This window comes from Nocardia sp. CNS-044, from assembly GCF_059570515.1.
Window position 1 is genome coordinate 455,041 of sequence record NZ_JCANSX010000010.1, and the last position, 13,021, is coordinate 468,061.

Annotated in this window: 9 protein-coding genes; 4 read left to right on the forward strand and 5 right to left on the reverse strand. The window is 69.0% G+C overall.

The genetic code is table 11. From position 1 onward, the window contains the following. Positions 1–71: 71 nt before the first annotated feature. Together T333_RS28020 and T333_RS28025 are read right to left on the reverse strand one after the other, a co-directional pair. A complete protein-coding gene (locus T333_RS28020) occupies positions 72–944 on the reverse strand; it encodes a phytanoyl-CoA dioxygenase family protein (RefSeq protein WP_496426361.1) in 873 nt (290 codons plus the stop codon). Positions 945–983: 39 nt separating this feature from the next. Further along, a complete protein-coding gene (locus T333_RS28025) occupies positions 984–1,661 on the reverse strand; it encodes an MMPL family transporter (protein ID WP_496426362.1) in 678 nt (225 codons plus the stop codon). A gap of 377 nt (positions 1,662–2,038) precedes the next feature. On the opposite strand from T333_RS28025, the gene T333_RS28030 reads away from it, so the two are divergent. Continuing rightward, positions 2,039–2,743 carry a transporter gene (locus T333_RS28030; RefSeq protein WP_496426363.1) on the forward strand — a complete coding sequence of 235 codons (705 nt, stop codon included), beginning with the start codon at positions 2,039–2,041 and terminating at the stop codon, positions 2,741–2,743. Positions 2,744–3,218: 475 nt separating this feature from the next. Next, on the forward strand, positions 3,219–4,817 hold the full coding sequence (locus T333_RS28035) for an MFS transporter (RefSeq protein WP_496426364.1): 1,599 nt from the start codon (positions 3,219–3,221) through the stop codon (positions 4,815–4,817). 105 nt (positions 4,818–4,922) lie between these two features. On the opposite strand, the gene T333_RS28040 is transcribed toward T333_RS28035, so the two are convergent. Further along, a complete protein-coding gene (locus tag T333_RS28040) occupies positions 4,923–5,507 on the reverse strand; it encodes a TetR/AcrR family transcriptional regulator (RefSeq protein WP_496426365.1) in 585 nt (194 codons plus the stop codon). Between the two features lie 155 nt (positions 5,508–5,662). Between T333_RS28040 and T333_RS28045 the strand changes: the two genes are divergently transcribed. Continuing rightward, positions 5,663–6,700 carry a nucleoside hydrolase gene (locus T333_RS28045; RefSeq protein ID WP_496426407.1) on the forward strand — a complete coding sequence of 346 codons (1,038 nt, stop codon included), beginning with the start codon at positions 5,663–5,665 and terminating at the stop codon, positions 6,698–6,700. Positions 6,701–6,743: 43 nt separating this feature from the next. After that, on the forward strand, positions 6,744–7,625 hold the full coding sequence (locus T333_RS28050; protein ID WP_496426366.1) for an amidohydrolase family protein: 882 nt from the start codon (positions 6,744–6,746) through the stop codon (positions 7,623–7,625). A 38-nt stretch (positions 7,626–7,663) separates the two neighbouring features. Here T333_RS28050 and recD read toward each other — a convergent pair whose 3' ends face one another. Both recD and T333_RS28060 read right to left on the reverse strand, forming a co-directional pair. Continuing rightward, a complete protein-coding gene (gene recD / locus T333_RS28055; RefSeq protein WP_496426367.1) occupies positions 7,664–9,562 on the reverse strand; it encodes an exodeoxyribonuclease V subunit alpha in 1,899 nt (632 codons plus the stop codon). Continuing rightward, complete coding sequence (locus T333_RS28060; protein ID WP_496426368.1) at positions 9,559–12,966, reverse strand: UvrD-helicase domain-containing protein; 3,408 nt, start codon at positions 12,964–12,966, stop codon at positions 9,559–9,561. Before T333_RS28060 ends, recD begins: the two co-directional genes overlap by 4 nt. Positions 12,967–13,021: the final 55 nt, after the last annotated feature.

Consider the following 13,021-nt stretch of genomic DNA (forward strand, 5'->3'; position numbering starts at 1 on the left):
GATTCGTTGAGCTGTGGTGGGCCGCGCTGGCACTTTTGGCACTGCCATGGCGGCCCGTCGAGCGTGGTGTGTCAGAGGCTCAGGCGATCAGCGATCTCGTGGGCATCGGCTGTCCACAGGCCCGGTGATCCCACGGGGTACTGCGAGCGGAACCCGAGTAGTTTCTGCACCCGCACGGAGAGTCCGCGGACTGTGTCTCGGTCGATCAGCAGCGCGTGTGCCTCCTCTGGAGTCAGAAACGATGCCTGAACGGCGATGCTGACTGCCCGTCGGCACTGGTCGTGGGTCTGGTTCGCGCCGCCCCCGTGCAAGACCTTTCCGGAGAAGTACAACGCGTCACCGGCGCTCATCTCGGCCGCGACGGTTTCCTCAGGATCTCCGCGCATACCGAAGTCGTCGGCCAGATGAGTTCCCGGTAGCACTCGGGTCGCGCCATTGGCGTCGGTGAAATCGGTCAGCGCGACAAGGAGATTGGCGCTTACCTCGGGTGCGTACTTGCCCATGGCGGCGAAGGCGGGATAGTTCTCGTTGTCGCGATGCAGGAACTGGGCCCGGTTGCCGGGGCCGATCTGAATGACCTGCCCGGTCGAGAGCCACCAGTCCCCCAGATGATCGCGGAATGTTCCCTCGCCCAGGGCATGCAGGAGATCATCGTCGAGGATCTCGCTGCGAAATGTCGGGCTCTGCGCCACCAGGCCTGTCATGCGTTTGGTGTTGGCGCCGTGGAACTCCTGCATGATCGGATTCCAATGCTGCGATCCCGCCGAAACCTCTCCCAGTGCAGGGTCGAGTTCGGCGTTGAACCGGCGGACCTGATCGGTCGACAAGAATTCGCCGATGATCACCGCCCCGTCCTCTGCCACGATCTGCAAGATTTCCCGCACATCCGTCGACCGCGATACCTTACGCAAGAGCCGTGACTGACTGTCTGCCGTCGATGCCATGGTTTCACCTTCGTCTTGACTGAATGGACTCACCCAGAGCTATGGGGTCGGATGTTGTTGTTCACCACGGAGTTCCGTCTCCGACGCGGATTGCTGGGATACCCGCGGTTCGGGGCCGCCGGCGTATTGCCACTCTGCTTGCAGCGGCGTGTGTCCACCACGGCGTAGTGCCCACGGATGCACCTGAGACTGGTGCACGTTGCACACCTCGGTCGCCGAGTGTCCGATCGCGCCCCGATGCCGGCCTGGCTGCTGCAGCGCGGCCGTCCTTCGGCTCGGATTCGGCGCAGCTGGTTCGAGGAGGGTTTCGCCTTCGATATCGACGCGGGGCATCAGGCGTTCGAGTGGAGCAGGTAGCCACCATGCGTGGCGGCCGAGCAGGGCCATGTCTGCCGGGGTGAGTGTCATGCGGACGACGAGTGCGTCGAACAGCACGCCGATGCCCATGGCGAAGCCGATCGGCCCGATCATCGTGTCGTGGCTGAACAGGAATCCGGCGAAGACCGCGATCATGATCACCGCCGCGGCGGTGATGACGCGGGCGCTGCCCGCGTATCCGATGCGCACTGCTTCCAGCGCCGTGTTCTTGCCGCTGACGTAGGTCTCCCGCATTCGGGACAGGAGGAATATCTGGTAGTCCATCGCCAGGCCGAACAGCACGAGCAAGAAGGGCACCAACGCATCGGAGAGCTTGCGGGCCACGTCGATACCGATCACGGTCTCACCTGTCAGGTGCAGGGCGGCTCCCTGCTCGGTGTGTAGGGCCCCGCGGTTTCCCGGATGGCGCGCACCAGCTCAGCGGTGTGTTCGGAAGCGGGTGCGGTCGTGGGGAGTGTTGGGCTCAAAAGTTGTCGGGTCGCAGATGAAGGCTCCGCCGTTCGGTCCGCAAGTGTGTCGATCAGCACTTATCAGCATCGCTGCTGCCGACCTGCTCGTCGCCGCTCATAGGTCAATTCGATGCCACATGGATTCGTGGTGCAATGTGTTGCAGCCGCCGCGACATGTGGTTGCACGTCGCCGTTGTGGGCGTCCCTGCAAGCCCGCCACTGTGGAAGCCGCACGAGATCACGGTCACATTCAAGGAGGCGCGACGAATGCGCGAGGTACTCTTCGCGGCGGCAGACATCTGGATGCTCGCCATCGGACTCATCTGCGGCGTGAAATTCATTCGAGGACATCACAACTATTTGATCGGCCTTGAATGGATCATCATGGGCATGTCGGGAATCAATTTCCTGATCTATGGGTTGACGATGGCCGGTCCCGATTCCCCGATGTTCCACATCGCCTTCTTCCTGGACGCGTTCTCGCGCTCGATCGGGTTCACGCTGATCCTGGTCCTCGGATTGCTGGTCGTCACCCATGGGTACAAGCCGACGGCCAGGCTCGAAGTGGGCGTTTTCGCCCTCGCCGCCATTCTCGGGTTCTTTCTCTCGGAATATGCGCAGGAGATCGGCACGCCTGGGAAGGTGTTCTTCCTGATCACCGCGCTCGCGACCTCCGGCTTCCTGTGCTACTTCGCCTGGAGGCTCTGGGAGATCGGCGAGCGCGCCCACGCCGGGGCTGTGGCCGCCGCTACCGCTTTGAACGTGGCCATCGCCTCGATCTACGACTTCTGGCAGATCCCCGGCGACGACACCAACCACACCCTCTTCTATACCCTCGCACTATTCACCTGGGGACTGGCGATGCTCGTCGTCTACCGGTCCTACACCGCGTTCGCTGCCCACAACACGCGGGTCGGCGCAGGCATCGACCCCTTCGCCGCGTCACCTGTCCGAGGAGCTGAAGTCGCATGAGCACCACTGCCTGGGCGGCGGTGAAACCACCCAGACCTTGGGCGCATCAAGCCGCTCTGACACACACGACGCGAATCCGCCTCAACCAAGCGCGAAATCCGCCTCTGTAACCAGCTGGCCAGAGCAGATCCCCAGGTCACCCGCGTTCCCATCTTCGATGTGCCCCGCCGAGGGCACGAACCTGCGACGGACGACCGCCAGGCCGTTCAACTGATTGGACGTCTGGCCCGGAAACGTTGGTGTATTCCTGGTTACATATCGAGAAAAGAAGCAGGTCAAGCCTAACTATCCCCTTCGGATTGCCAACGCACCGAACTGTAGGACTCGGGCGCCACCGCGCGCCACCGAATAGATCGCCGTCCACACGGCCCAGCGGTAGCGGGCGTCGACGCGCCCCCGACGGACCACGAAAAACCCTTTGCGCTCGACCGGGCGCGGGCGATGAAATGTGAGTTCACCCGTCGTCTGCACAGACATGACAGCTAGCGACCTCGGCACGCCGGAAGGAACCCGCACCGTGGACATCGTCGACGAGAGCGTGCACAGCGAGGCGCCCGCGTTCGCCGGACGGACCGAGTGGGTGGGCCTGCTGGTGCTCGCGCTCGCCTGCCTCGTCTACGCGATGGACCTGACGGTGCTGCACCTCGCGGTGCCGATGATCAGCGCCGACCTGCATCCGACCAGCTCGCAGCTGCTCTGGATCATCGACGTCTACGGCTTCATGGTGGCCGGTCTGCTGATCACCATGGGCACCCTCGGCGACCGGATCGGCCGGCGCCGCATGTTGATGATCGGCGCGGCGTCGTTCGCGGTGGTCTCCGTGGTCGCGGCGTTCGCGCCCACCGCCGAGGCGCTGATCGTCTGCCGGGCGCTGCTCGGCATCGCGGGAGCCACGCTCGCGCCGTCCACACTGTCGTTGATCTTAAACATGTTTCGCGATCCGCGGCAGCGTTCGGTGGCGGTGGGCGTGTGGGTCGGCGCGTTCTCGGCGGGCGGCGCGGTCGGGCCGATCTTCGGTGGCGTGCTGCTGGAGAACTTCTGGTGGGGATCGGTGTTCCTGCTCGCGGTGCCGGTGATGGTGCTGCTGCTTGCGCTCGGCCCGAAGGTGCTTCCCGAGTTCCGCGACCCCGAGGCGGGGCGGCTCGATCCGATCAGCGCCGCGCTGTGCGTGGGCACCATGATCGCGGTGGTGTTCGGCATGAAGAAGATCGCCCAGGACGGTGTCGGCGCGGCGGCGCTCGCGGGCCTGATCGGTGGCGCGGCGCTCGGCGTGCTGTTCGTGCGGCGTCAGCTCACCCGCGCCGATCCGATGTTGGATCTGCGTCTGTTCCGGTTGAGCCGGTTCCGCGTCGCGCTGCTGATCAACATCGTCGGCATCTTCGTCGCGTTCGGTTACTTCCTGTTCGTCGCGCAGTACTTCCAACTGGTGCTCGCGATGTCACCGCTGGCAGCCGGTCTGGCGATGGCGCCCTCGGGTATCGGGTTCATCGTCGGATCTCAGCTGGCGCCACGGCTGGTTCAACTGGTGCGGCCCGCCTACCTGATCGGCGGCGGACTGGCCGTGGCCGGTGTCGGGCTGCTGATGATGACGCAGCTCAGCGCGTCCGGCGGCTACGGTCTGGCGCTCTCGGCTTCGGTGATCTCCGCGCTGGGATTGGCGCCGGTCTTCGGCATCACCACCGAACTCGTCGTCGGCGCCGCACCGCCCGAGCAGGCGGGCGCCGCCTCGGGCGTCTCCGAAACCGGCGCGGAATTCGGCGGTGCGCTGGGCATTTCGATCCTGGGCAGCATCAGCATCGCGATCTACCGCGGCGACCTGTCGTCCTCGCTACCCGCCGGGCTCTCCGAGGCGGACTCCGGATCCGTCCGCGATACCTTGGGCGCGGCGGTGCACGTGTCGACCCAGGTGCCGACGGCCCTCGGCGAATCCGTGCTCGCGGCGGCGCGCGAAGCATTCCTGCACGGAGTGCACATCACCGCGGGCATCGCCGGTATCGCCGCACTGGCCATCGCGGTGGTGTCGGTCCGCAAGCTGCGCGAGATCCCCGCGGGTCCGTTGACTCACGAGGAGTGACGGCCCCGGCGGCAAGAATTACCCACGAATGCGGCGCCCGTGGCATCCTTGCGCGGCGTGCAACCACCTGGCTCCCCGTCGAATCCATTTCTCGATCTAGCGGGTTCACATGGCGGTTTCGGGCGCGTCGGCCAGCGCCGCGAGGGCGGTCGACAGGGTGGCGCCGTTCGGTAGCGCGCCGTCGGGGCTGATCAACCAGAGCACCGAAAGACCCTGGGTGAGCGCGAAGTAGAGTTCGCCGATCGCTTCGGCCTGCCGCTCGGTCAAGTGCGGGTGGGTTTCGCGCAGGGTGGTGGCGAGGTCGGCGGTCGCCTGCGGGAGGCTCTCGGACATGAACCGCCGCGATTCCGGCGAGCGGGCCATGCGCAGCAGATTCTCCATGCTGGCCAGCATGCCTTCGCGATTGGCGGCGAACACCGCGGGCAGTCCATCGATCATCGAGGCGAACGCTTCGGACATCGGACGCCCCTCGGTCGCCGCGATCAGCTCACCCATGCTGTCGCCGATGCCGGTGCCGAGGGCTTCGGCCAGCGCCTCGGTGATCAACCGGTCCTTGGAACCGAAGTGGTAGCCGATGGCGGCCAGGCTGACCCCGGCCGCGTTCGCGATGTCGCGGGCGGTGGTCTTGGCGGCGCCGCGCTCCATGATCGCCTTGCGGGCTCCGGCCAAAAGGTCTTCACGGTTTCCCATGCGGACCAGGCTACCGCACGTCTCAGACGGATGTTCTAGACGTACGTACAATCAGTACGTTTGCCCGAGCGTCGCGGCGCCCCTCCGGCCATGCGTCGGACACTGGACGAACCGCACCCGGCGGCGTCGATTACTGTCGAATCGTGCGGCAGAAGATGATCGTGGACGTCGATACCGGAATCGACGATTCGCTGGCCCTGCTGTACCTGCTGGCCTCCCCCGAGGCCCAAATCCTCGGTATCGCGGCGACCGCGGGCAATGTGTCCGCCGCCCAGGTCGCCGCGAACAATCTTGCGTGGCTGGATGTATGCCGGGCGCCGGAGATGGAGGTCGCCCTCGGCGCGGCCGAACCGCTCGCCATCCCCTTGCGCACCACCGAGGACACCCACGGCCCGCAGGGCGTCGGCTACGCCGAGCTGCCTGCGACCCGACGCGCGTGTTCCGACCGCACGGCCGCGCAGATGTGGGTGGCGCTGGCCCGCGAACATCCCGGCGAGATCGTCGGCCTGTGCACCGGTCCGCTCACCAATCTCGCGCTGGCGCTGCGCATCGAACCCGAACTGCCGCGGCTGCTGCGCCGGTTGGTCATCATGGGCGGCGCGTTCAACCATCCGGGCAACACCACGCCGACCAACGAGTGGAACGTGCACGTCGATCCCGAGTCGGCCAAGGAGGTGTTCGACGCCTTCTCCGCCGCCCCGCCGGACCGCCGACCGGTGGTGTGCGCCCTCGACATCACCGAGACCGTCGAGATGTATCCGAAGCACCTGGCGCTGCTCGCCGAGCGCGCGCTCAGCCACCCGGCGGAGACGGTGTCGGAGGACGACGTGCCTGGCACCCGCTCGGCGGCGTCGAATCCCGTTGTGCGCCATGTGTCCGACGCCGTGCGGTTCTATTTCGAGTTCCATCGCGCCTACGACCAGGGCTATCTCGCGCACATGCACGACCCGTTCGCCGCGGCGGTGGCCCTCGACCCGTCCCTGGCCCGCACCAGGCCGGCGACCGTCGACGTCGAGCTGACCGGCACCTTGACGCGGGCGACGACGGTGGCCGACTGGGCGGGCATGTGGGGGCGCGAACCCAACGCGGACATCGTCGTCGGCACCGATCCCGAGCTGTTCTTCGAGCGGCTCATCGCGCGCGTCGGCGATTTCGCGAAGAACCTCTATCCCCCTCGGGAGAGCCGCGCATGACGCGAGCACTGCCCGCTTCACCCCGCCCGACGAAGGACCTCCGGTGATCGACGACGACAACGCTTACCTCGCCGACTTCCGCGCGCGACTCGACCTGCCCGGAATCATCGACGTGCACACCCATTTCATGCCGGAACGGGTGCTGAGCAAGGTCTGGTCGTACTTCGATTCGGTGGGTCCGCTGACCGGCCGCAGCTGGCCGATCGCCTATCGCGAAGACGAGCAGGTGCGACTGAAGACGCTGCGCGACTTCGGTGTTCGCGCGTTCACGTCGCTGGTGTACCCGCACAAGCCGGAGATGGCCGCGTGGTTGAACGACTGGACCGCCGAATTCGCCGCCCGCACCCCCGAGTGCCTGCACACCGCCACCTTCTATCCCGAGCCCGGCGCGGCGGACTACGTCGGCACCGCGCTCGAACGCGGCGCGCGAGTCTTCAAGGTGCACATTCAGGTCGGCGATTTCCCGCCCGGCGACCCGCTGCTGTCGCCGGTCTGGGGACTGCTCGAGGACGCCGGGGTCCCCGCGCTGATCCACTGCGGTTCCGGTCCCGCTCCCGGCCGGTTCACCGGCCCAGAGCCGATCGCCGAACTGCTGCGACGCTTTCCGCGCCTGCGGCTGATCGTCGCGCACATGGGCACCCCCGAGTACGCGCAGTTCCTCGACTTGGCGGAACGGCACGACGGCGTCTACCTCGACACCACGATGGTGTGGACGGATTTCAGCGAGGCGGACGCGCCGTTCCCCGTCACCGAGTACGGCCGCGTGCGTGAGTACGGTGAGCGCATTCTGTTCGGCAGCGATTTCCCCAACATCCCCTACGGCTACGGCCACGCCATCGAAGCCCTGGAGCGTCTCGACCTCGGTGACGATTGGTTGAGGCAGGTCTGCTATCGCAACGCGGCCGATCTCTTCTCGCTGAGCTGATTCGACGTCACTGCGCAACCTGCTCTGGTGCGTACCAGTCAGCGGGTCTCGCGCCGGGAGAGGCCGCTGGCGCGCAGCACCCTGCGGTCCACGGCGGCGCGGATCGCCTCGTCGGTGCCGATGATGCGTACGTGCTTGCGCGCCCTGGTGATCGCGGTGTAGAGCAATTCCCTGGTGAGCAGCGTGGATTCGGGTTCGGGCAGCACGACGGAGACGGTGTCGTACTGACTGCCCTGGCTGCGGTGGATGGTCATGGCGAAAACCGTGACCACCGCGGGGAATTGGGTGGGGTGCACCAGATATGGCTCGCTGCCGCGCTGGAGGGCAGCGCGCAGCGATCCGTCGGGCATGCGGACGATGACGCCGGTGTCGCCGTTGTAGATGCGCGCCTCGTGGTCGTTGGCGGTGACCAGCAGCGGCTGCCCCGGATACCAGGCCGCGTAATGTGTGTCGGGTCCCGCGCCGGAGGCCGCCGCCCAGTCCGCGGCCATCCGGTCCCAGCGCTCCACGCCGAACGGGCCCTGCCGGTGCGCGCACAGCAGCCGGTGCGATTCCAGCGCGAGCAGCGCACCGGCGGCGTCGCCGTCGACCGCGGCGTCGGTGACCGCCCGCGCCGCCCGCACCACGTCCCCGCGCACGGGCGCGGTGTCCTCCGGCGCGCACAACGACAGCTCGGGACCACCCGCGCGCAGCAGCTCCAGCGCCGCGTCGGCGTCGCCCGCGCGCACCGCGACGGCCAGATCGGCGATCCGCCCGCCGAAGCGCCGCCCCCTGGTGAGCCGGACGATGCCACCGCGCAGCCGCGTTCGCTCCAACGGCGTGAGCGCCTCCGCGTCGTGGCCCGGCTCGTGCCCGCCCGCGCCGATGATCTCATCGAGCACCGGATTCGGTTCGCCGGCAACGGGTCCGGCGACCAGATCGGCCAGCACCGCGCCCGCGTCCACCGAGGCGAGCTGGTCGGGGTCGCCCACCAGGACCAGCCGGGTGTCGGGGCGCAACGCGGCGAGCAGGCTGCTCATCATGGTGAGCGACACCATGGAGGTCTCGTCGACCACGATGACGTCGTAGGGCAGGCGGTTGAACTCGTGGTACTTGAACCGGGTGCGGCGTCCGCGCTGCCAGCCGAGCAGGCGGTGCAGCGTGGCGGCCGTCAGCTCGGGCAGGCCCAGGTCGCCCGCCTGTTCGCGGACCGCCTCCTGTAGCCGCGCGGCCGCCTTGCCGGTCGGCGCGGCGAGCGCGATACGCAGCGCGGCCGCCTTGGGATCGGCCCTGCGGTGCGACTCGAGCAGTGCGAGAACGCGGGCGATGGTGTGAGTTTTCCCGGTGCCCGGCCCGCCCGCCACGACGGTGGTCCAGTGCGTGGCGGCCAGCGCGGCGGCGAGGCGCTGGCGGTCGGGTCCTTCGCCCAGCGGACTGTCGAACAGCCGGTCCAGTTCCCGGCGTACGACGGGAACGTCGATCTTGGGATGGGTCCCCGCGCGTTCGGTGAGCACCCGCCGAATGGTCTGTTCCTGCTGGTAATAACGGTCGAGGTAGAGCAGCGGGCCGGTGTCGTCGCCACGTTGCGGCGGCACCAGTCGCAGCGGGCACAGCGGACCCGCGGGTCCTCCGCAGACCAGCGGACTGACCTTCAGCGCGGCCGTCACCGCCGCGATGTCCGGCCACGGCAGCGTCGCCGGGTCGACGCCCGCCCCCGCGTCCCAGTCCTCGTCCGCGTCGACGCCGATCTCCCGCATCCGGTTCAGCTCCAGGCACACCGAGCCCGAGCGCACCGCCCGCACGGCCAAGGCCGCCGCGAACAGCACCTCCTCGGACTCCTCCCGCCCCAACCGCCCGAGCCGCAGCGCCACGTGCACGTCCGCAGCCGACAAGACCCCGGCCTCGTTGAAGACCCGCAGCAGCCCGGTCCCGCGCTGCGCCAACTGAATCGACGTCATCGGACCTCCCCCGCGAGCAGATCCGACAGCGCCGTGATCAGCGCGACCGGCGGCGTCCAGTCGAAAACACCTCGGCCGAGCGGTGTCTCGGGTCCGACCATGCCGCGGACGAACAGGTAGCGGCAGCCGCCGAGGTGGCGGGACGGGTCGTAGCCGGGCAGCCGCCAGCGCAAGTACCGGTGCAGCGCGACCGAATACAGCAGCGCTTGCAGCGGATAGTGCGAGCGCAGCATCTCGGCGGCCATGCGCTCCCTGGTGTAGTGGTCGACGGTCAGGTCGCCGGTGCCGAGGCGGTTGGTCTTGTAGTCGACGACGACGAAACGCGTTGTGCCGTCGGGATCGGCGACGCGGAGCACGGCGTCGATGCTGCCGGTGAGGTAGCCGCGCAGCTGGATGTCGTCCAGGCCCGCCAGCAGGTCGGCGTAGGACGTCAGGTCGTCGTCCGGCGGCAGGTGCTCGCGCAGCAGATCCGCGATGCCGCGCAGCGTCGCCGCCCGCGCGGACGGGGTGTCGCCACCGGCGAGCGGGAGCTCGAACTCCAGCTCGGCGAGCTGGTCGCGGCGGGAAAGGTCGGCGAGACAACCGAATCCGAGCGGCGTGCGCAACACGGCGAGCAGCGCCGCGCCGAGCACGGCGGGATCGATGTCGGCCATCGATTCCTCGACCGCGGCGCGGCAGCGCGTGTGCACCTCGGTGTCGAGATCCGCCGCGCCGGTGTCGATCTGCTCGAGCACGCCGTGCACCAGGGTGCCGAACTCCGCGCCGTAGGGCAGCGCGTTCATCAGGGAAGGGGCGGCCACGGTGGCCGGTTCGGCGGCGTCCAGGGGCGGCGCGGACGGCTCGTCCTCCGGCCCGCGTTCGTCCTCCGGCTCGGTGTCCGTGGCGATCTCGTGCGCGCCCGCGGTGAGCGCGGAGTAGGAGGTGCGCCGCCAGTGCTGGTCCATGACGCGGTCGAAGCGCGCGGCGGCCAGGTCACCACTGGAGTGTTCGGTGCGCACCCGCCGCGGCTCGACGTCCTCGGCCGGTTCGACCGCGGTCACCGAGATCGCCTCCGGCGCGGCGGCCGCCCATGCCGCCAGCATCGGCACCGCCTGCTGATCGGCGGGCACCGCGGCCCGGCCGGGTACCGCCTCACCGCCGTCGGGACGGCCGAGGGTCATCCGATGCAGCGGCGCCGCGGCAGTGGTGATGGCGGGCGCCCACCAGGCGACGATCTGGCACATGGCGCGGGTCAGCGCGACGTAGAGCAGCCGCAGTTCCTCGCCCGCCTCCTCGGCCTCGCTGCGCAGCTTGCGCTCGGCGTAGCCCACGGCCTCCTGGCCGCCCACATCGAGGACGCGCGCGCCGTCGTCATCGTGGAACAGGAGCGTGGCCGGGTACGGGTTCTTGGCGCTGTCCCACGCGAAAGGCAGGTAGACGATGGGGAATTCGAGGCCCTTGCTGGCGTGCACCGTGGCGATCTGCACGGCCGCCGCGTCGCGGTCGAGCCTGCGGGAACGGTCGGCGACGGCGCTCGCGGCGGGGTCGCGCACCTGGTCGGCCAGCCAGCGGGTCAGCGCGGTCAAACCGAGACCCTCGGTGAGCGCGACCTGATCCAGCAGCTGAGCGATGTGCCTGAGGTCGGTGAGCTGGCGTTCGCCGTTCTCGATCGCGAGCAGCCGCGGCGCGAGACCGGTTTCGGCGGAAAGTTTTTCGAAGACTGCGGCGAATCCGGCGCGGGCGAACAACCGGGCCGCCTCGCGCAGCTGCGCGCTCACCCGTCCGACGAGATCGGCTCCGCCGCTGTCGATGTCGGCGGCCGTGCAGCCCAGGATCGGCGTGCACGCGGCCAAACGGACGCGGTCGGAACGGTGCGGCTGTTCCAGCGCGCGCAGCACCCACAGCCACTCGGTGGCGCTCGGCGTGCCGAACACACTGGTGCCGCCCGCCAGCACCGAGGCGACGCCGACGCGGTCCAGCGCCGCCCGCACCACATCGATCTGGGAGCGCGTGCGCACCAGGACGGCGATGTCGCCCGGCCCGACCGGACGGCGGACGACCCCGTCGATGTCGGTGTCCGGCACCGATTCTCGCACCTGTGCGGCCGAGTCCGCGTTCGCCTTAGGCGCGGGCACGGTCACTCGCACATCGGATTCCAGCAGGCGCACGATGTCGGCGGCGAGGTCGTCGGCGACCTTGGCGCGCTGGCGGCCGACGGACGGGAAGCCGGACTTGTTCAGCGGGCCCGCCCCGGTGCGCGGCAGGCACCGCATCCGCATCGGTGTGACGAGTTCGGCGGGCCCGGACAGGCGCGACCACGGGCGCGTCGCGGCGACCGGGTAGACGGTGATCTCGGGGTGGCCGAGCGCGGCGCCGCCCTGCAGGCGCTCCAGCGCGGCGAGCAGTCCGGCGTCGCTGCGCCAGTTGGTGGTGAGCTCGCTGCGCCGGTCGGCGTGCGCGACCGCGTCCAGGTAGCTGAGCACCTCGGCGCCGCGGAACGCGTAGATGGCCTGCTTGGGATCCCCGACCAGCACGAGAGTCGTCTCGCCGTGGAAGGAGCGGCGCAGAATGTCCCACTGGAGCGGATCGGTGTCCTGGAACTCGTCGACCAGCGCCACGCGGTAGCGATCCCGGATACGGGCGCAGGCGCGCGGACCGTGGTCGGGATCGGCGAGCACGTCGTGCAGCAGCACCAGCAGATCGTCGAAATCGCGCAGTCCCGCAAGGCGTTTGCGGCGTTCGGTCTCGGCGCGCACCGCCTCGGCGAAGGCCACCCGCTCCCCCGCGGTCCCGTCGCCGCGCGGCACCAGGCGGGCGTGCCGGTCGCGCACCGCCGCCAGCGCGAGGCTGTGTGCCTCCTTCAGCGAGAACGGCGGCGTGGCGCGGGCGTAGCGGTGCAGGTAGAGGTCGTCGGCAACGGTGCAGGTCAGCTCGTCGACCGATTCGACGAGGCGCGAACCCGGGTCGTGTTCGCCCGCGAGCCCCAGCTCGTCGAGCATGCGCTGGCAGAAGCTGTGGGTGGTGGCGATGGTGCCCGCGTCGAAATCCGAAAGCGCGGTGAGCAGCCTGGCTCGCCTGCGCCGCACTTCCGCGGCGTCGGTGTCCGCCAAGTGCCGGACCAGGTCGTCGGCGTGTGCCGGCGCCGTCTGCGCGTCGGCGAGCGCGGCCGCCACCGCCACGAACCGGTCGCGGGCGCGTTCGCGCAACTCCTGGGTCGCGGCCCGGCTGAAGGTCACCAGCAGCAGCTGTCCGATCTCGACCCCCGCCTCGGCCACGTAACGCACCGCGAGCCCGACGATGGCGTGCGTCTTGCCGGTGCCCGCGCTGGCCTCGAGCACCGTGGTGCCGGTCGGCAGCGGGCCGTACGGGTCGAACGACGCGATCGCCTCCACCGACGGGGCGCGGACCGTGTCCTGAACGGTCATGCGACACACCGCCTTTCGCCCCGCACAGGGATTTCGTCGAACCGGGCGCCGGACA

Coding starts and splice junctions, on each gene's coding strand:
- T333_RS28035 (WP_496426364.1), top strand. CDS start 3,219: ATGACAGCTAGCGACCTCGGCACGCCGGAAGGAACCCGCACCGTGGAC.
- T333_RS28020 (WP_496426361.1), bottom strand. CDS start 944: ATGGCATCGACGGCAGACAGTCAGTCACGGCTCTTGCGTAAGGTATCG.
- T333_RS28040 (WP_496426365.1), bottom strand. CDS start 5,507: ATGGGAAACCGTGAAGACCTTTTGGCCGGAGCCCGCAAGGCGATCATG.
- T333_RS28060 (WP_496426368.1), bottom strand. CDS start 12,966: ATGACCGTTCAGGACACGGTCCGCGCCCCGTCGGTGGAGGCGATCGCG.
- T333_RS28030 (WP_496426363.1), top strand. CDS start 2,039: ATGCGCGAGGTACTCTTCGCGGCGGCAGACATCTGGATGCTCGCCATC.
- recD (WP_496426367.1), bottom strand. CDS start 9,562: ATGACGTCGATTCAGTTGGCGCAGCGCGGGACCGGGCTGCTGCGGGTC.
- T333_RS28045 (WP_496426407.1), top strand. CDS start 5,663: ATGATCGTGGACGTCGATACCGGAATCGACGATTCGCTGGCCCTGCTG.